This window comes from Bradyrhizobium sp. HKCCYLRH2047, from assembly GCF_051168175.1.
GTDB lineage: Bacteria > Pseudomonadota > Alphaproteobacteria > Rhizobiales > Xanthobacteraceae > Bradyrhizobium.
This window is the reverse complement of the sequence record NZ_JBNPUM010000006.1, coordinates 45,120-62,993: the sequence shown is the minus strand read 5'-3', so window position 1 is coordinate 62,993 and position 17,874 is coordinate 45,120. Positions and strand designations below refer to the sequence as shown.

15 protein-coding genes and 1 tRNA gene are annotated in these 17,874 nt (G+C 66.9%); 8 read left to right on the top strand and 8 right to left on the bottom strand.

The window, feature by feature from the left end; all coding sequences use genetic code 11:
• Positions 1-50: 50 nt before the first annotated feature.
• The 3 genes from ACQR1D_RS16010 to ACQR1D_RS16000 form a co-directional block, all read right to left on the bottom strand.
• On the bottom strand, positions 51-683 hold the full coding sequence (locus ACQR1D_RS16010) for an ATP-dependent Clp protease proteolytic subunit (protein WP_172109612.1): 633 nt from the start codon (positions 681-683) through the stop codon (positions 51-53).
• A gap of 298 nt (positions 684-981) precedes the next feature.
• On the bottom strand, positions 982-2,340 hold the full coding sequence (tig, locus tag ACQR1D_RS16005) for a trigger factor (protein ID WP_315799688.1): 1,359 nt from the start codon (positions 2,338-2,340) through the stop codon (positions 982-984).
• A gap of 171 nt (positions 2,341-2,511) precedes the next feature.
• A tRNA-Leu gene (locus ACQR1D_RS16000) sits at positions 2,512-2,596 on the bottom strand.
• Between the two features lie 174 nt (positions 2,597-2,770).
• Between ACQR1D_RS16000 and ACQR1D_RS15995 the strand changes: the two genes are divergently transcribed.
• Complete coding sequence (locus tag ACQR1D_RS15995; protein ID WP_434840158.1) at positions 2,771-4,075, top strand: multicopper oxidase domain-containing protein; 1,305 nt, start codon at positions 2,771-2,773, stop codon at positions 4,073-4,075.
• A gap of 27 nt (positions 4,076-4,102) precedes the next feature.
• A complete protein-coding gene (locus tag ACQR1D_RS15990; protein ID WP_434840133.1) occupies positions 4,103-5,185 on the top strand; it encodes an enolase C-terminal domain-like protein in 1,083 nt (360 codons plus the stop codon).
• 176 nt (positions 5,186-5,361) lie between these two features.
• Here the strand turns inward: ACQR1D_RS15990 and ACQR1D_RS15985 are convergent, their stop codons facing one another.
• On the bottom strand, positions 5,362-6,861 hold the full coding sequence (locus ACQR1D_RS15985) for an NAD(P)H-hydrate dehydratase (RefSeq protein WP_315799686.1): 1,500 nt from the start codon (positions 6,859-6,861) through the stop codon (positions 5,362-5,364).
• A gap of 539 nt (positions 6,862-7,400) precedes the next feature.
• Between ACQR1D_RS15985 and ACQR1D_RS15980 the strand changes: the two genes are divergently transcribed.
• Together ACQR1D_RS15980 and glnA are read left to right on the top strand one after the other, a co-directional pair.
• Positions 7,401-7,739: a P-II family nitrogen regulator gene (locus ACQR1D_RS15980; protein WP_009027873.1), complete on the top strand. Its 339-nt coding sequence runs from the start codon at positions 7,401-7,403 to the stop codon at positions 7,737-7,739.
• Between the two features lie 223 nt (positions 7,740-7,962).
• Positions 7,963-9,372 (top strand): type I glutamate--ammonia ligase, encoded by a 1,410-nt coding sequence (gene glnA / locus ACQR1D_RS15975; RefSeq protein ID WP_316181446.1) that lies wholly within the window; start codon positions 7,963-7,965, stop codon positions 9,370-9,372.
• Positions 9,373-9,714: 342 nt separating this feature from the next.
• Here glnA and ACQR1D_RS15970 read toward each other — a convergent pair whose 3' ends face one another.
• Positions 9,715-10,335 carry an AAA family ATPase gene (locus tag ACQR1D_RS15970; protein WP_434893903.1) on the bottom strand — a complete coding sequence of 207 codons (621 nt, stop codon included), beginning with the start codon at positions 10,333-10,335 and terminating at the stop codon, positions 9,715-9,717.
• A 119-nt stretch (positions 10,336-10,454) separates the two neighbouring features.
• Between ACQR1D_RS15970 and ACQR1D_RS15965 the strand changes: the two genes are divergently transcribed.
• From ACQR1D_RS15965 to ACQR1D_RS15955, 3 genes are all read left to right on the top strand, one after another.
• Positions 10,455-11,357: a helix-turn-helix domain-containing protein gene (locus tag ACQR1D_RS15965; protein ID WP_434887129.1), complete on the top strand. Its 903-nt coding sequence runs from the start codon at positions 10,455-10,457 to the stop codon at positions 11,355-11,357.
• A 124-nt stretch (positions 11,358-11,481) separates the two neighbouring features.
• Positions 11,482-12,768, top strand: a complete 1,287-nt coding sequence (locus ACQR1D_RS15960) for an MFS transporter (protein ID WP_315799683.1) — start codon at positions 11,482-11,484, stop codon at positions 12,766-12,768.
• On the top strand, positions 12,761-13,675 hold the full coding sequence (locus ACQR1D_RS15955) for an amidohydrolase family protein (protein WP_316217848.1): 915 nt from the start codon (positions 12,761-12,763) through the stop codon (positions 13,673-13,675). Before ACQR1D_RS15960 ends, ACQR1D_RS15955 begins: the two co-directional genes overlap by 8 nt.
• Before the next feature lie 56 nt (positions 13,676-13,731).
• On the opposite strand, the gene ACQR1D_RS15950 is transcribed toward ACQR1D_RS15955, so the two are convergent.
• Together ACQR1D_RS15950 and ACQR1D_RS15945 are read right to left on the bottom strand one after the other, a co-directional pair.
• Entirely contained in the window at positions 13,732-14,343 is a 612-nt protein-coding gene (locus ACQR1D_RS15950) for a hypothetical protein (protein ID WP_315799681.1), read from the bottom strand.
• Positions 14,344-14,424: 81 nt separating this feature from the next.
• Positions 14,425-15,195 carry a gamma-glutamyl-gamma-aminobutyrate hydrolase family protein gene (locus tag ACQR1D_RS15945; RefSeq protein ID WP_315799680.1) on the bottom strand — a complete coding sequence of 257 codons (771 nt, stop codon included), beginning with the start codon at positions 15,193-15,195 and terminating at the stop codon, positions 14,425-14,427.
• 240 nt (positions 15,196-15,435) lie between these two features.
• Between ACQR1D_RS15945 and ACQR1D_RS15940 the strand changes: the two genes are divergently transcribed.
• Positions 15,436-16,584, top strand: a complete 1,149-nt coding sequence (locus ACQR1D_RS15940; protein ID WP_315799679.1) for an AI-2E family transporter — start codon at positions 15,436-15,438, stop codon at positions 16,582-16,584.
• 18 nt (positions 16,585-16,602) lie between these two features.
• Here ACQR1D_RS15940 and ACQR1D_RS15935 read toward each other — a convergent pair whose 3' ends face one another.
• Positions 16,603-17,772, bottom strand: coding sequence for a M20 aminoacylase family protein (locus tag ACQR1D_RS15935; RefSeq protein WP_315799678.1), 1,170 nt, complete (start codon positions 17,770-17,772; stop codon positions 16,603-16,605).
• Between the last annotated feature and the right edge of the window lie 102 nt (positions 17,773-17,874).

The window sequence follows — 17,874 nt, the reverse complement described above, 5'->3', positions numbered from 1 at the left end:
CTGTGCGCTCCGAGGCGGGTCAAACGAACCCCGCCTCGTTTACGGAGGGCTCACTTACCCATCGCCGCCGGATCTTCCGGCCGCTTGTCGAGAACCTTGTCGATCAGGCCGAACTCCTGGGCGGCTTCCGCCGTGAGGAATTTGTCGCGCTCCAGGGCGTCCTCGATCGCCTTGTAAGGCTGGCCGGTGTGCTTGACGTAGATCTCGTTGAGCCGCTTCTTCAGGTTCAGGATCTCCTGGGCGTGCAGCATGATATCGGTCGCCTGGCCCTGGAACCCGCCGGACGGCTGATGCACCATGATGCGCGAGTTCGGCAGCGAGAAGCGCATGTCCTTGTGGCCGGCACAGAGCAGCAACGAGCCCATCGAGGCCGCCTGGCCGGTGCACAGCGTCGACACCGCCGGGCGGATGAACTGCATCGTGTCGTAGATCGCGAGGCCCGACGTCACCACGCCACCGGGCGAGTTGATGTACATCGCGATTTCCTTCTTCGGGTTCTCGGCCTCGAGGAACAGCAGCTGCGCGACGATCAGGGTCGCCATGCCGTCCTCGACCGGACCGGTCACGAAGATGATGCGCTCCTTCAGGAGGCGCGAGAAGATGTCGTAGGCGCGCTCACCGCGGTTGGTCTGTTCGACCACCATGGGCACAAGGTTCATATAGGTTTCGACGGGATCGCGCATGAATCACCCAAGGGTTGGACCAGCAGTTGAGACGACCGGCCGCCGCAGGTGAGGCTCATTTCAACGAGCAGCGACGGACAGGTGTCCCGTGATGCAGAACTTCAAGACCGAGCCCACAGATATGGACCAATTTGCCGGTGACAAGACCGGGTCTCCTGGCCAGCCGCGAGCGAGGTCGTTGCTCTGTTCAAGCTGATTCCCGCGGCGGCGGCCAGCACCGGAACCGGGCTGACCGGCGCTTTCGCCGGTCAACCTTAATCTCGCGCTTATGTCGCGAACCCTACGATGGGCGGCCTTTTCAGGCTGCCTTGTCGCTGTCGTCGTCCTTGAACAGCTCGTCCTTGGAGACCTTCTTCTCGGTCACGTTGGCAAGCTCGAGGATGAAGTCGACGACCTTGTCCTCGTAGATCGGCGCGCGCAGCTGCGCGAGCGCCTGCGGGTTGCTGCGATAGAAGTCCCAGACCTCCTTCTCGCGGCCCGGCATCGAGCGCGCGCGCTCGATCACGGCGCGGCTGACCTCGTCGTCGGTCACGGTGATCTTGTTCTTCTCGCCGATCTCGGAGAGCACGAGGCCGAGGCGCACGCGGCGGTCGGCGATGGTGCGGTACTCCTCCTTCGCCTTGTCCTCGGTGGTGTTCTCGTCGGCGAAGGTCTTGCCGCTGGAATCCATCTCGGCCTTGACCGAGTTCCACATCAGGTTGAACTCCTCGTCGATCAACGACGGCGGCGCATCGAACTTATGGGTCTCGTCGAGACGGTCGAGCAGCGCGCGCTTGACGCGCTGGCGGGTCGCCTGGCTGAACTCGCCGGCGAGACGATCGCGCATCAGCTGCTTCAGCTTGTCGAGCGATTCCAGGCCGAGCGTCTTGGCGAACTCGTCGTCCACCACCTTGTCTTCCGGCGCCTCGATCGCGGTCGCCGTGGTCTCGAACTCCGCGGCCTTACCGGCGAGCTCGTTGTTCAGGTAGTTGGTCGGGAACGTGACCTTGAGCGTACGGGTCTCGCCGACGCCGATGCCGACCAGTTGGTCCTCGAAACCGGGGATGAAGGTGTTGGAGCCGATGACGACGTCGATGCCCTCGCCGGTGCCGCCCTCGAAGGCGACGCCGTCGATCGTGCCCTTGAAGTTGATCTTCACGCGGTCGCCGTTCTCGGCCTTCGCGCCATCGGCCTTGGCGGCGTAGCTACGGTTGGCATCGGCCAGGCGCTTGATCGCCTCGTCGACGTCGGCGTCGGTGATGTCGGCCACCGGCTTTTCGACCGAGAAGGTCTTGAAGTCGGCGAGCGCGATCGCCGGCACGACCTCGACGGCCACGGTGTAGGTCAGGTCGGACTCGCCAGCGAGGATCTTCTCGACCTCGGCTTCCTCGGTCGGCATCGTCACCTTGGGCTCGGTGGCCAGGCGGAAGCCGCGCTCGGTGAAGATCTGCGTGTTGGTGTCGCGGATGGTCTGGTCGATGGTCTCGGCCATGACCGACTTGCCGTAGATCTTCTTCAGATGCGCGACCGGCACCTTGCCGGGGCGGAAGCCGTTGATGCGGACCTTGTCCTTGAGATCGACCAGCTTGGCATCCGCCTTGGCGTCGAGATCCGCCGCCGGAACGCTGATCTGGAACTCGTGCTTCAAGCCTTCCGACAAGGTTTCTGTGACCTGCATGGCGTCAATCTTCTTCCGCTTCGGTCCGGACCCTTGCGATCCGGACACATCTGACTCAATTGTGGACGACGCGCGGCAAAGGGCCTTGCGTCGGTGGGATCGGCGGCCCGCTTCTCTGTGCGAGAGAACGGGTTCGCCGGTAAAACTAGGGGCAAACGCCGGAGAAGCGCTTGGTGCGGGCGGAGGGACTCGAACCCCCACAACTTTCGTCACTGGAACCTAAATCCAGCGCGTCTACCAGTTCCGCCACGCCCGCGTGAACTGCATCGATAGCCCGGCCGCGATGCCGCGGGCGGCGCGGCTTATACCACGCACGAAACCGTCCGCAGCAAAAAAATGGGCTGTCGAAAGCACCACCGGCAGGCCGATCGACCGTGTCGAACGCACAGATAAGGGAAAACAGCATGATCCGCATCCCCCTCATTGCACGATGTTTTGTCGCATGACGGAATCGTCGGAGGGGCTCAGCCGCCGCGCCCTGCTCGGCGGCCTCGCGGCAGCCGGCGCGGCCTCGTTTGCCCGCCCGGCGCGGGCCGCTCGCCGAATCTCGGTTTCGTTGAACGCTCGCGGCGAATCTCTCGTGCTGGCCCAGGGACGCGCGGCCAGCCCGCTCTGGCGGCTGGCAGCACCGGCCCCGGTGGTCCGGCTTGCCCGCGGCACGGCCCTGGATCTCGACCTTTCGAATGGCCTTACGATCCCCGCCGCGCTGTCCAGCCGCGGCCTCGCTTTGCCCGCCCCGCTGCTGGCGCAGGCGGAGATCGGCCCCGGCGGCCGGGCCACCATTCCAGCCCTGGCGTCGCGGGCCGGGACCGGCCTGCTCGACCTGCGGCTGCTGGCCGACGTCGTGGCGATCCGCCCGCTGCCTGTCATCGTCGATGAGGCCGCGACGGTAACTGTCGACCGCGACGAGGTTTTCCTGATCGAGGACTTCAGGCTCAAGGCCGACGGCACCGCGGTTGCGCCGGGAACCGAGGCGACGGACGCCGAGCTCCTCTACACCGTCAATGGGCAGACCCAGCCCGAGATCGCGCTGCGGACCCATGCGCGGGTCAGGCTGCGGTTCATCAATGGCTGTCAACGCGCTGTGATCGCGATCAAAATCGCCGACCTCGACGCCGTCCGCGTGATGGCCATCGACGGCCAGCCGGCCGAGCCTTTCCTGGCGCGCAACGGCGCCGTGGTGCTGCCGCCCGGCGGCCGAACCGATGTGTTCATCGACATGCCCGCGGCCAGGACGGCGCTCGACGTGCTGCTGCACAACGGCAGCAATGCGCGCCCCATCGCCCGGCTGGTGACGGCGAGCGAGCCGCCACTCCGTGCCGCCCCACTGCCGCCGGCGCCAGCTTTGCCGTCGAACGGCTTGCCGGACAGACTGGACCTCAAGACGGCCGTTCGGGCCGAACTCGGGCTCGACGGCGCCGAGTGGCGGCCGCCCGTCCAGTTCAATGCCACCGCCGCCCCCGCCTTCCAGGCGAAGGCCGGCCGGGTGGTCGTGCTGGCTCTTACCAACAAGACCGCCGCCTCCCGTGTGGTCCATTTGCACGGCCAGCCGTTCCGGCTGCTCGACCAGCTCGACGACGGCTGGAAGCCCTATTGGCTCGACACGCTGGCACTGGAGGCCGGCCAGACCCAGCGCATTGCGTTCCTTGCCGAGCAGTCCGGCCGGTTCCTGGTCGAGAGCATGGCGACCAGCTGGGCAGCGCCGCGCCTGCTGCGGTGGTATGAGATCCGGTGAGGAAACGAACCTGAGGGAACAGTCCCCATGACCATCGCTGCCATCACCGGGGTCACGGCGCGCGCCGTGATCACGCCCATGAAGCGCCCCTTGCGCAACGCGTTCGGCATCATCGACTCCGGACCGCTGGTGCTGATCGACGTCGCCACCAATCAGGGGGTTACCGGCCACTCCTACCTGTTCGCTTACACCAGGCTTGCGTTGAAACCGCTGCTGCATCTGGTCGAGGAGATCGGCCGCGAGCTCAAAGGCCAGGCCCTGGTCCCGTTCGACCTGATTAAACTCATGGACGCCAAGTTTCGCCTGCTCGGCTGGCAGGGCCTCGTCGGCATGGCCGTCTCGGGCCTCGACATGGCGTTCTGGGACGCGCTCGGTCAGCTCGCCGGCAAGCCCGTCGCCGAGCTGCTCGGCGGCACGGCGCGGCCGATTCCGGCCTATGACAGCTATGGCGTGCTCGATGCAAAGGACGACGAGCGCATCTTACGCGCCGCGCGCGACGAGCACGGCTTCCGCGCCATCAAGACCAAGGGCGGTCATGGCGATCTCGCGACCGACGAAGCGATGATCAAGGGCCTGCGCGCCCTGCTCGGCCCGGACATGGCGCTGATGCTCGACTTCAACCAGTCGCTCGATCCCCCGGAAGCCACGCGCAGAATCACGCGCCTTGCGGACTACGGCCTGACCTGGATCGAGGAGCCGGTGCCGCAGGAGAATCTCTCCGGCCATGCCCGGGTGCGCGAGCGGTCGGAGATCCCGATCCAGGCCGGCGAGAACTGGTGGTTTCCGCGCGGCTTTGCCGAGGCAATCGCGGCCGGCGCGTCCGACTTCATCATGCCCGACCTGATGAAGGTCGGCGGCATCACCGGCTGGCTCAACGTCGCAGGTCAGGCCGATGCCGCCTCGATCCCGATGTCGAGCCACATCCTGCCCGAGGCGAGCGCGCATGTCCTGGCGGTAACGCCGACGGCACACTGGCTGGAGGTGCTGGACTTCGCCGGCGCAATTCTCGCCGAGCCGCTGCAGGTGATTGACGGCAAGGTGACGGCGAAGGGCCCGGGCCTCGGGCTCGCGTGGAACGAGAGCGCGGTGGCGAAGTATCAGGTCACGTGAGCCGACCAGCGTTAGCTGGACGGTCCGACGTCACCGCAACCACAACTGTCATCGCCCGGGGTTGACCGGGCGATCCAGTACGCCGAAGCGGCCGCGATTGAATCGATGGGCCGCGGCGTACTGGATGCCCGCTTTCGTGGGCATGACAGTGTCTGCCGGGCGACGGCTCGCCCTGCTCAATACTCGATCCCGAACCGGTCATAGAGCCGCCGGAACACCGCGGGCAGCGTCTCCGTCAGGTCCTCGGCAATCAGCCCCGGCCCCGCCTCGTTGCCCGCCTCGCCATGCATCCAGACGCCGATGCAGGCGGCCTCGAACGCCGGCACACCCTGCGCCAGCATGCCGGCGATGATGCCGGCGAGTACGTCGCCGGCGCCGGCGGTGGCGAGCCAGGGCGGTGCGTTGGCGGCGATTGCGGCGCGGCCGTCGGGCGCGGCCACCGTCGTGTCGGCGCCCTTCAACAGCACCACGGCGCCGCAGCGCACCGCTGCCGCGCGGACGCGCTCCAGCTTGGAGCGGCCGGGATGCTTGTTGCTGAGATCGGAGAACAGCCGGGGGAATTCGCCCTCGTGCGGTGTCAGCACGATCTGCGCCTCGGCCATCGCCCTGAGCTGCTCGAACAGCCGCTCCGGCGCATCGGCGAAGCTCGTCAACGCGTCGGCATCGAGCACGAGGTGACGCTGCGCCGTGAGCGCGGTGTAGACGAGGTCGCGCGTGCGCTCGCTGACGCCGGTGCCGGGCCCGATGATGCAGGTGTTGTAGCGCTTGTCGCCGAGCAATTCGCCGAACGCGATCGCGGTGTCGGCGGCGCGCACCATCACCGCCGTCAGCGCCGCGGCATTGACCGCCAGCGCATCCCGCGGCGAGGCCAGCGTGACGAGGCCGGCGCCGGCCCGCAACGCGGCCCGCGCGGCCATCCGCGCCGCGCCCGTGGCGGTGACGTCGCCGGACATCGCCAGCACGTGCCCGCGGGCGTATTTGTGGCCGTCGATGCGTGGCACCGGAAAATGGCCCTGCCACAGCTCGGGATCGTTCTCGAAGGCCTGCGGCCTGATCTCCGCGAGCACCTGGGGAGCGATGCCGATGTCGGCGAGCCGGACGCGCCCGCAATGCTGGCGGCCCGGCAGCAGCAGATGCGCCGGCTTCTTGCGGAAGAAGGTCACCGTCTCGGTGGCGCGGACTGCGATGCCCATCACCGCGCCCGTGGTGCCGTTGATGCCGCTCGGCAGGTCGACCGCGAGCACCGGCGCGCCATTGCCGTTGATCGCTGCGATGACGTCATGAGGCTCGCCGGTGACGGGCCGGCTGAGGCCGGCGCCGAACAGCGCGTCGATGATCAGCGCCGGCCTGCCGATCGCCTGCGGCGTGAACGGCAGCACCGGAAACTTCCAGCCCTTGGCGGCGGAGGCCGCGTCGCCGTGCAACGCGTCGCGCTCGCACATCAGGATGACCGAGACGTCCCTGCCCTGCGCGGCGAGTTCGGCCGCGGCAACGAAGCCGTCGCCGCCATTGTTGCCCGGCCCGCAGACCACCACGATCGGCCCGGTCTCGACCAGGTCCATGGCCGCCTCGGCCACTGCCTGGCCGGCGCTCAGCATCAGCGAAAAGCCCGGCGTGCCGGCTGCGATCGTCAGCCGGTCGGCGCGCTCCATTTCGCTCGTGGTCAAGATTTCCATCGCCGCTCTCGTCCCCAGCCGCCGTCTAGCGCCGGCTGCGTGATATCGTCCCCATCGCGTCTCAGCGGGCGTCGGCGCCCCGTCCCGAGGAGCCGGCGCGCGCGAATCCCGCGCTTCCTATTGCCGCGCCGGCCCGCAACTTCCAAGGGCGCTGCGCGTCTGGCAAGACGCGACGAAACCCGGCATGTCGCCTTTTCCCTGGGCATTTCGGACAGCGCGCGTCTGGATCGTCGATGTCTGCACAACGTTTGATCTGTTTGCCTATTCTCAAGGCTCCGGTATTCTAGACGTTCCTTGAGGGAATCGTCAGGGCGCTCGTGAAATGCCTGATTATCGGCCCTATTTGGGCCCGTTAACGACTTGGCATAGACCCTGCTTTTGTGGAGCCACTTCGGCACGGGGCAAGTCGGGCAGTCAATCACCGGGCCTCCGCCGGAGAGTGTCGGGCCCGGTAGCGAAATGATCGAACGACCTGCGCGTGGGCGCAGCCTGACGATGACCCACCTGTTGTTTATAGCGGAATGCCCGGGAGGCGCTCAGTGAAGAAGATCGAAGCCATCATCAAGCCGTTCAAGCTCGACGAGGTGAAGGAGGCGCTTCAGGAAGTGGGACTTCAGGGCATCACCGTCACCGAAGCCAAGGGTTTTGGCCGGCAGAAGGGTCATGCCGAGCTGTACCGGGGCGCCGAATACATCGTCGATTTCCTGCCCAAGGTGAAGATCGAGATCGTGATCGGCGACGACCTGGTCGAGCGTGCGATCGAGGCGATCCGCCGCGCCGCCCAGACCGGCCGCATCGGCGACGGCAAGATCTTCGTGTCCAACATCGAGGAAGCGATCCGCATCCGAACCGGCGAATCCGGTCTGGACGCGATCTAGCCTGACCCGGGGCCTGGAATGGACCGTCCGCTCCGGGCCCTGCACAGAACGTTTGCTGCGCCAGCAGCCCTCACGGCAGCTCAGGCGTCCTCTGCGAGGCGCTTGCACGCGGCCGTTTTGGCGTTTCCGATATTGTCTTGGTCCCCGCGCGAGGCTAATGGAGCATGACCCGCGGACGCCGTCCCGCGCCGGGCCGTGACGTTATAAGCCAAGAGGGGTATTCATGAAGACCGCCAAGGACGTCTTGAAAGCAATCAAGGACAACGACGTCAAATATGTCGACCTCCGCTTCACCGACCCGCGGGGCAAGTGGCAGCACGTCACCTTCGACGTCAGCATGATCGACGAAGACATTTTTGCCGAAGGCACCATGTTCGACGGCTCCTCGATCGCCGGCTGGAAGGCGATCAATGAATCCGACATGTGCCTGATGCCCGACCCGGTGACCGCGACGATCGATCCGTTCTTCGCCGAAACCACCATGATCATCACCTGCGACGTGCTCGAACCGACCACCGGCGAGCCGTACAATCGCGACCCGCGCGGCATCGCCAAGAAGGCCGAGGCGATGGTGAAGTCGATGGGCGTGGGCGACACCGTGTTCGTCGGTCCCGAGGCCGAGTTCTTCGTGTTCGACGACGTCCGCTACAGCTCCTCGCCCTACAACACCGGCTTCCGCCTCGACTCCTCCGAGCTGCCGATCAACTCGGACACCGAGTATGAGGGCGGCAATCTCGGCCATCGCATCCGCACCAAGGCCGGCTACTTCCCGGTGCCGCCGCAGGACTCGGTGCAGGACATGCGCTCGGAGATGCTCGGCGCGATGGCGCGCATGGGCGTCAAGGTCGAGAAGCACCATCACGAGGTCGCTTCCGCCCAGCACGAGCTCGGCATGAAGTTCGACACGCTGACCCTGATGGCCGACCAGATGCAGATCTACAAGTACTGCATCCACCAGGTCGCGCACATCTACGGCAAGACCGCCACCTTCATGCCGAAGCCGGTCTATGGTGACAACGGCTCGGGCATGCACGTCCACCAGTCGATCTGGAAGGACGGCAAGCCGGTGTTCGCAGGCAACAAGTATTCCGACCTGTCGGAGACCTGCCTGTCCTACATCGCCGGCATCATCAAGCACGCCAAGGCGATCAACGCCTTCACCAACCCGTCGACCAACTCCTACAAGCGTCTGGTCCCGGGCTATGAGGCGCCGGTGCTGCTCGCCTACTCCGCGCGCAACCGCTCGGCCTCGTGCCGCATCCCCTACACTTCCTCGCCGAAGGCCAAGCGCGTCGAGGTCCGCTTCCCCGATCCGATGGCCAACCCCTATCTCGGCTTCGCCGCGATGCTGATGGCCGGCCTCGACGGCGTGAAGAACAAGCTCGATCCGGGCCCGGCGATGGACAAGGATCTCTACGACCTGCCGAAGGAAGAGCTGAAGCAGATCCCGACCGTCTGCGGCTCGCTCCGCGAGGCGCTCGAGAACCTCGACAAGGACCGCGCCTTCCTGAAGGCCGGCGGCGTGTTCGACGACGACTTCATCGACAGCTACATCGCGCTGAAGATGACCGAGGTCGAGCGCTTCGAAATGACCCCGCACCCGGTCGAGTTCGACATGTACTACTCGGGCTGATCGCCCGACACGATCGGCGGATCACGAAGGCGCCCCCTCGCGGGGCGCCTTTTTGTTAAATGGCGCGTTGTTTGTTGAAAAAAGATCACGGGCCTCGTCCTTCGAGACGCTTGGCTTCGCCAAGCTCCTCAGGATGAGGGTGGAGATTTCACCCGGAACGTCTGCGTCTCTGCGAACCTTACAGCCTCTACTCTCCATGAACACGCCGGTCGGCGTGTTCATTGTCCATGTGCAGCGCCACCTTCGGTGCCCGACCCTCATGGTGAGGAGGCGCGCGCCCATCGGCGCATGAGGGCGAGTAACGGCCATTCGCGCGCCGTCTCGAACCATGAGGCCCGATCGTCAACCAGGCGCGCTTTGTCGCGGGAAGGCGTACACGCCCTGATGAGCGCTCATCTCCGCAGATGTCGGCGGCTCCCAGATGCTTTCGATGAAGTCGAACATCGGCCGTGTGACGGTGAGCGAGAACGTTTCGTCCCGCGTCTCGTTGCGGGAGCTGACGCGCCGCCATCGTTCATCGGCCGGAACGTCGAGGAAATGCAGCGTGACGTCGAACCCGGCTTGCCGGGCCAGGGCAGCGAAGCTCGCCCGGCTGCTGGCGCGCAGAAACGACAGGTCGAGCACCGGCGCGACGCCGGCTTGCGCGCAGCTGATAGCCATGCGCCCGATCTGATGTTCGCAGCGCCCGACCCGCTCAGCGATCCAGTCGAAGCGCATCGGCTCGGGCTGATCGCTGGCGAACAGCTCCACCATCCATTCGTCGATGGAGAAATGAACCCCGTTGCAGCGCCTGACGAGGTCGCGTGCGTAAGTGGTCTTGCCGGCGCCGGTCGCGCCGCAAACGAGGTGGAATTTGCCGGTCATCGCTTTAGATCCTCCGGGGTTCCAGAAGATATATACCCGGATAAAATATGCCTTGTAAATATCACCCGGATAATATTTGCCAACGACCAGCGCGGCCATGAAGGCGGTTGCGACCCGCGAGGTTGGAGAACGCCGCGCCCTGCCTGCCGGAAGTCGCCAGCCCGGCAAGACAATGCTAAAATTTATGGCAGCCATTCAGCCAGACGCACCTCGCCCCCATGCAGCTCAATCCCCTTCGCCATGCCGAGCGCGTCACGGGACGACGGCAATCGGCGCTGATCGACCTGTGGTCGACGGCCGGGTTTGCCGCGGCTGTCAGCGAGGTCACCGGGCCGCACCTCTACGAGTATGGCGAGCTGCCGGTCCCGACGGTGGCGATCACGCTGTACGACGTCCGGCGTCACGTCCTGATCGAGGATGGCACGGTCCGGCGCGATGCGCCGGTCAGCGCGGGGCGTTTCCGGATCGGCCAGCCCGGCTGCAGCGTGGTGGTCGATGCCGTGCCTGAGGTCCGTTCGGGCCAGCTGTTGCTGCTGTATCTCGGCGATGCCCTGCTGAAGGAGGTCGCGGCGTCGCGCGGCTCCGCAGCGCCGGTCACCCTGACGAACCAGGCCTGGGACACCGAAGATCCGATGCTCGAAGCGGCGGCGACGCGGTTGGTCGAGAGCTGCGGCGGCGGCGAAAGGCCAAGCCGGCTGCTCGCCGAACAGTTCGCCTACACGCTCGCGCTGCACGTCTCGGACCGCTACGCAGTGCAGCGCCCACCCGGACTGGAGCAGACGCCGCCCTTGGACGACCGGATGCGGGCGCGCGTCACGGAGTTCGTTCGCGCCGATCCCGGTGCGCCGGTCACGCTGGCCGCGATGGCGGAGGTGGCGGGGATGAGCCCGTCCTCCTTCCTCCGCAGCTTCAAGCAGGCGACCGGAACGACGCCGCATCGGTTCGTCGTCGAGCAGCGCGTGCTGGCCGCGCGCCGGCTGCTTTCGACCTCCGATCTGCCGATCGTCGAGATCGCGCTGTCGCTCGGCTTCTCCTCGCAATCGCATTTCGGCGCCGTCTTTCGGGCGGTGACGGGCGAGAGTCCGGCCCGCTATCGCCGCATGCAGCGCGGCGGCCGGTGATTTCCTGACAAGGCTGCACGCAGCAGCGCCGATCCTGACGATTTTCTGACAGACACCGCCGGATCTTTCAGCGAACTCTGCCGCGGGTCGACCGTTCAACAAGAGCGGCGTATGGGAGGCGAGGATGTCGACAGCTGCAGACACGGTGGTGCCGATCGAGGATACGAGCCTCACCGGCTTCTACAATGGCATGACCACGGCCGAACGGCGCACCTTCTGGGCCTGCGCCACGGGCTGGGCGCTCGACGGCATGGACTTCATGATCTACCCGCTGGTGATCGGCACGATCATCGCGCTGTGGAAGGTTGACGCCGGCACCGCGGGCCTCGCCGGCACGGTGACGCTGCTCGCCTCGGCCTTCGGCGGCTGGGCGGCGGGCTATCTCGCCGACCGCATCGGCCGCGTCCGGACGCTGCAGTTCACCATCATCTGGTTCTCGCTGTTCTCGCTGCTGTGCGCGTTCGCGCAGAACTTCGAGCAATTGCTGGTGCTGCGAGCCCTGCTCGGACTCGGCTTCGGCGGTGAATGGGCGGCCGGCGCGGTGCTGATGGGCGAGACCATTCGCGCCCAGTATCGCGGCCGCGCCGTCGGCAGCGTGCAGTCCGGCTGGGCCGTCGGCTGGGGCCTCGCGGTGCTGGCGCAAGCCGCCTTGTTCTCGCTGCTGCCGGCCGATCAGGCGTGGCGGTGGATGTTCGCGATCGGGGCCTTGCCGGCGCTGCTGGTGCTGTATCTGCGCGCCTTCGTGAAGGAGCCGGAGGTCGCCGCCGCCGCCCGCGCGAAGGTCGCCGCCGCCGGCGACCGCCCCTCGATCCTGGAGATCTTCCAGGGACCGATCCTGAAGACCACCATTCTCGCCTCGCTGGTGGCGACCGGCTGCCAGGGCGGCTACTACGCGATCACCTTCTGGGTGCCGCGCTTCCTCACCACCGAGCGCAAGCTCTCGATCGTCAGCTCGACCGGCTATCTCGCCGCGCTCATCATCGGCTCGTTCATCGGCTATCTGGTCGGCGCCTGGTATGCGGATCGTTTCGGCCGGCGCAACCTGTTCCTGGTGTTCTCGCTCGGCGCCATGGTCGTGGTCGCCGCCTACACCCAGCTGCCGCTGTCGAACGAGCTGCTGTGGCTGCTCGGCTTTCCGCTCGGCTTCTTCGCCTCGGGCTATTTCTCCGGCATGGGCGCGTTCCTCACCGAGCTCTATCCGACGCGCTTGCGCGGCTCCGGCCAGGGCTTCTGCTACAATTTCGGCCGCGGCATCGGCGCGCTGTTTCCGTTCCTGGTCGGCTATCTGTCGCAGATGACCTCGCTCGCCACCGCGATCTGCCTGTTCGCTCTGTTCGCCTATGCGCTGTTCTTCGTCGCCGCCTATGCGCTGCCGGAGACGCGCGGCAAGGTGCTGCACGCCGATGCGTGAGATCGCACCCGACGCCGATCGGGCTCCCGCCTGCGCGGGGCCCGATCCGCATCCGCGCAGGGCCTCCCGCTTCATCGTGCCGCCAGGCGCGGTCGACACCCACGCCCATGTCATCGGGCTGCCGCCGCGCCATCCCTTCGTGGCCGAGCGCAGCTACACGCCGCCGGAGGCCACCGCGGCCTCCTATCTGGCGATGCTCGATGCCACCGGCATGACCTATGGCGTGCTGGTCCAGGTCAGCGTCCACGGCACCGACAACAGCCTGATGGTCGAGACGCTGGGCGCCAACCGCGAGCGGCTGCGCGGCATCGCGGTGATCCCGCTCGGCCTGCCGGACCGCGAGCTGGCGGCGTTGCAGCAGGCCGGCGTGGTCGGTTTGCGCCTCAATGTTCTCTATGGCGGCGGCATCGGCTTCGATCAGCTGCACGACTACGCCGCGCTCGCCCGCGAGCTCGGCTGGCACCTGCAGTTCCTGATCGACGCCGCCGACCTGCCGGCCCTGGCGCCGCGGCTGGAAGGGCTCGCGGTGCCGATCGTGATCGATCACTGGGGCCACTTCCCGGTGTCGCGTGGGACAGCCGATCCCGGCTTCCAGACGCTGGTCTCGCTGGTGCGCGACGGCGCCTGGGTCAAGCTGTCCGGCGCCTACCGCAACACAGTCGCCGGACCGCCCTATGCCGACACGGTCCCCTTCGTCCGCCGCCTCCACGCGGCCGCCCCCGACCGCTGCGTCTGGGGCTCCGACTGGCCGCACGTCGCGCACCGCGGCCACATGATGAACGTCGGCGAGCTGCTCGACCTCTTGGCCGACTGGGTGCCCGATGCCGCCGCCCGCAACCGCGTCCTCGCCGATAACGCCCAGCGGCTGTACGGGTTTCCGCCGAGCGGAGGCAGACACTCATCGTGATCGATCAATGGTGGTGACGATCACCGGTCTCAGCCGGCGCCGAGGGATGACTCCGATTACTTCGCAGCGAAATTGACTCCGATCTCGGTCACCACGGGCGCGAGCTTCAGCAGCGCCGGATTGTCGGACGACACCTTCACGCCATCGCCGGAGAGCGCCCGCGGCGTATCCTTCTCGGTGCCGAACCGCACGGTCACCGAGCAGCCGCCCGGCAGCATGCGCCCGAGGGCGCCGTTCTTGAAGTCGGTGACATAGCCGCCATAGTCCCAGCCGAAGCCCGCGACGACGAAAGGCTTGCCGTTGGCCTTCTGGACCGCAGCGAGGCTCGCGCCGATCGAAATGCCGGCCACGGTCCAGCGGCTGGTCTTGGCGGTGTCGCGAAGGGTCAGTCCGGACACCGTGGCGGTCTTGTCTTCGATGAAGGCGACTTCGATGCGGCGGTCCATCGCGCGGGGAAACAGCACGAGGCCCTTGTAGGTCTCCCCCTCCGCCCCCGGCAGATCCTCGATCACGGCTTCACTGCCATAGCGCTGCTTCAGGCTCTTCGCCGTGTCGGTCGCGGCCGCGGGCAGCGCGCAGGTGATCGGCCCTTCGGTCGGCGGCGCGGTCTGAGCAGAAGCAGGACTGGCAACAGCCAGCGCAAGGACGGTGGTCAAGACATGGCGCATCAATGAACCCTTGTGAGACTGCGAAACAACGCGGCCGGCATCGTTAGGTCTGTTTCGCCGCATCTCGGGTTCAGGCCGACGTCACGACGACTGCCGCCGCTTCCTCACGGCATCCCCGAACGCCTCGAACAGCTTGCGGTTGATCGGGTTCTTCTGCGGATCGTATTCGGCGTGCCATTGCACGCCCAATGCGAAGCTCGGCGCGTCGGCGATACGGATCGCCTCGATGGTGCCGTCCTCGGCGATGCCCTCGATGACGACGCGGTCGCCCGGCTCGAGGATGCCCTGGCCGTGCAGCGAATTCACCTTGATGCTCTCGCAGCCGAGGATGCCGGCGAAGGCGCCGCCCGGGGTCAGCCGCACCTCGTGGCGGTCGGCGAAGATGACGGTCGGATCGGGATGGATCTCGCCATTCTCCAGCCGGGGCATGCGATGGTTCATGCGGCCGGGAATCTCGCGGATCTCCGGATGCAGCGAGCCGCCGAAGGCGACGTTCATCTCCTGGAGGCCGCGGCAGATGCCGAACAGCGGGATGCCTCGGGAGACGCAAGCCTCCGTCAACTGCAGGGCGACCTCGTCGCGATGGATGTCGTAGGGCTCGTGCTTGAGACTGGGCTCGGTGTTGAAGCGGGTCGGGTGCACGTTGGCACGGGCGCCGGTCAGGACCACGCCATCGACGACATCGAGCAGCGCGGCGATGTCGGTGATCTCGGGAACGCCGGCAAACATCAGCGGCAGCGCGCCTGCGACCTCGGCCACGGCGCTCAGGTTGCGTTCGCCCACCATCTGTACGGTGAACCTGTTCTCGACGCGATGGCTGTTGCCGATCACGCCGACGACCGGACGCTTCATGGCCCTCGTTTCTCTCCCTGGGAGCCCAGGCTCGATCTCCAATGAGCCCGGAGGCACAGATCATGCCTCGACAAATCATGCCTGTGTCGCAAAGCCGGATCAACATATGGCGGCGCGGGTCGCCAATGCCAATTCCGGACAACCCCGCAAGCGCCCCGCCGCACCCCGATCCCAAGCCTGCGCTTGATCCGCCAGCCGTTTTCGCCAATGTGTGGGGCCGATCAGCACAGAGGACCCCCCATGACCGCCCCCGCCGACCCGCGCCTCCAGGCCCGCAGCGACCTGGCCTGGGCCATCGCCGTGGGCGGCATCGGGGTGATCCTGTTCATGGCCGCGCTCGCCTTCAGCTGGTATTACGCTGCGGCGCTGTTCCTGCTGTTCTCCGGCATGCTGCTCGGTGTCGCGCTCAATGCGATGACCAGCCTGCTCGGCCGCGTGCTGCCCTGGCCGCACCCGGCGCGGCTCGTCATCGTCTGCGTGGCGCTCGCGGCCGTGCTCGTCGGCATCGTCTTCCTGGGCGGCACCACCATCGCGGAGCAGGCCAAGGTGCTGAGCGATACGATCAAGTCGCAGCTCGGCAACATCAAGGGCTTCCTCGACCGCAACGGCATCGACACCAGCTTCTTCGACTTCAACGCTGCGAACACGGCCACTGCCGCACCTGATGGCGGCTCGACCACACCGACCCAGACGCCGTCCCATGGCCTGCCGGGCGGCCTGCCCTCGCCGAGCGCGCTGGCCTCCTCCGGCGGCGCCATCGTCAGCCAGACCTTCAAGCTGCTGCTCGGCACCGTCAGCGCCGTCGGCAACTTCTTCATCGTGCTGTTCTTAGGATTGGCCTTCGCGGCCCAGCCGGCGGTCTACCGCAGCGGATTGCTGTTCCTGGCGCCGGCGAAGTACCGCGACCAGGCCACCGTGATCGTCGACCGCATCAGCTACACGCTGGAGCGCTGGCTGATCGCCCAGATCACGACGATGTTCGCGGTCTTCCTGGTCACCTGGATCGGCCTTGCCATCATCGGCGTGCAGAGCTCGTTCATCCTGGGCATCCAGGCCGGCCTGCTGGCGTTCATTCCAACCGTCGGCGCGATCATCGCCGGCGTCATCGTGGTGCTGGCGAGCCTTGCCTCCGGCTGGGTCGCTGCGGTCAGCGCCTTCGTGCTGTTCCTCGGCGTGCACGCGATGGAGAGCTATGTGCTGACGCCGCTGATCCAGCGCCAGGCGCTGGACATCCCGCCGGCCACGCTGTTCGCGTTCCAGATCCTGCTCGGCATCGTCTTCGGCGTCTGGGGCCTGACCCTGGCGCTGCCGCTGATGGCGATCGCCAAGGTCATGATCGACTACTTCAAGAGCGACCACCGCACCGAGGACGCCGCCGCCGCGATCTGAGAGATCGGTTGCGGCGGTTCAGCCGGCCGGCATCGCGGTCTCGACCAGCTTGGCCCAATAGCTGATGCCGTGCGGGATCACGTCGTCGTTGAAATCATATTCGGGGTGATGCACACCGGCGCCATCGCCGATGCCCATGAAGACGAACGCGCCGGGCCGCGCCTGCAGCATGTAGGCGAAGTCCTCGCCGCCGAGCCGGGGCGGCATGTCGGTGATGACCTGATCCGGCCCGACGACGCTGCGCGCCACGTCGGCGGCGAACGCGGTCTGCTCCGCATGGTTGATGACGACCGGATACCCCCATTCGTAATCGATCTCCGCCTCGACGCCCATGCCGCTCGCGAGCGCCGTCACGAGGCCCTTGAAGCGCTCGTCCATCAAACGGCGGATGTCCTCGTCGAGCGTGCGCACGGTGCCGCCGATGATCGCGGTCTGCGGAATGATGTTGTCGGCGGTCGTCCCCGCGTGGAAGCGCGTGATCGACAGCACCGCGCTCTCGACCGGATCGACGTTGCGCGCCACGATCGTCTGCAGCGCGGTCACGATCTGCGCGCCAGCGATGATCGGATCGACGCATTTGTTCGGCCGCGCGGCATGGCCGCCGAGGCCCTTCAGACGCACCTCGAAGGTGTCGGCCGCGGCCATCACGGCGCCGGTGCGCGTCGCGACGGTCCCGAGCGGAAGACCCGGCGCGTTGTGCAGGCCATAGACCTCCTCGATGCCGAAGCGCTCCATCAGGCCGTCCTCGACCATCGCACGGCCACCGGCCCCACCCTCCTCGGCCGGCTGAAAGATGACGATGGCGGTGCCGGCGAAGTTGCGCGTCTCGGCGAGATAGCGCGCCGCGCCCAGCAGCATCGCGGTGTGGCCGTCATGGCCGCAGGCGTGCATCCGGCCCGGAATGGTCGATTTGTGCGGGAGGTCGCCGACCTCCTGCAGCGGCAGCGCATCCATGTCGGCGCGCAGGCCGATGACACGCTGCGACGGCTCGCGCCCGCGGATGACGCCGACCACGCCGGTCCTGCCGATACCGGCGACGACCTCGTCGACGCCGAACGACCTCAGCAGCTCGGCAACGCGCGCGGCCGTCCGATGCACCTCGTAGAGCAGTTCGGGATGCTGGTGGAAGTCGCGGCGCCAGACCTTGGCGTCTTCGGCGAGCTCGGCGGCGCGGTTGATGATCGGCATGACGGAGTTCCGGAAAATGAGAGCACGCCGTGGCGACGCGCGTGTCATCTCATTGCATGTCGCGCGACGGCAAAACACAAGCCACATTCGCTCATGCGATGC

Bases quoted from the DNA above. Each gene is read 5' to 3' on its own strand.
- ACQR1D_RS15985 (WP_315799686.1), bottom strand. From the start codon at position 6,861: ATGGAAATCTTGACCACGAGCGAAATGGAGCGCGCCGACCGGCTGACG.
- ACQR1D_RS15945 (WP_315799680.1), bottom strand. From the start codon at position 15,195: ATGAAGCGTCCGGTCGTCGGCGTGATCGGCAACAGCCATCGCGTCGAG.
- ACQR1D_RS15970 (WP_434893903.1), bottom strand. From the start codon at position 10,335: ATGGCCGCGCTGGTCGTTGGCAAATATTATCCGGGTGATATTTACAAG.
- ACQR1D_RS15990 (WP_434840133.1), top strand. From the start codon at position 4,103: ATGACCATCGCTGCCATCACCGGGGTCACGGCGCGCGCCGTGATCACG.
- ACQR1D_RS16010 (WP_172109612.1), bottom strand. From the start codon at position 683: ATGCGCGATCCCGTCGAAACCTATATGAACCTTGTGCCCATGGTGGTC.
- ACQR1D_RS15995 (WP_434840158.1), top strand. From the start codon at position 2,771: ATGTTTTGTCGCATGACGGAATCGTCGGAGGGGCTCAGCCGCCGCGCC.
- ACQR1D_RS15965 (WP_434887129.1), top strand. From the start codon at position 10,455: ATGCAGCTCAATCCCCTTCGCCATGCCGAGCGCGTCACGGGACGACGG.
- ACQR1D_RS15960 (WP_315799683.1), top strand. From the start codon at position 11,482: ATGTCGACAGCTGCAGACACGGTGGTGCCGATCGAGGATACGAGCCTC.
- glnA (WP_316181446.1), top strand. From the start codon at position 7,963: ATGAAGACCGCCAAGGACGTCTTGAAAGCAATCAAGGACAACGACGTC.
- ACQR1D_RS15950 (WP_315799681.1), bottom strand. From the start codon at position 14,343: ATGCGCCATGTCTTGACCACCGTCCTTGCGCTGGCTGTTGCCAGTCCT.
- ACQR1D_RS15955 (WP_316217848.1), top strand. From the start codon at position 12,761: ATGCGTGAGATCGCACCCGACGCCGATCGGGCTCCCGCCTGCGCGGGG.
- ACQR1D_RS15940 (WP_315799679.1), top strand. From the start codon at position 15,436: ATGACCGCCCCCGCCGACCCGCGCCTCCAGGCCCGCAGCGACCTGGCC.
- tig (WP_315799688.1), bottom strand. From the start codon at position 2,340: ATGCAGGTCACAGAAACCTTGTCGGAAGGCTTGAAGCACGAGTTCCAG.
- ACQR1D_RS15935 (WP_315799678.1), bottom strand. From the start codon at position 17,772: ATGCCGATCATCAACCGCGCCGCCGAGCTCGCCGAAGACGCCAAGGTC.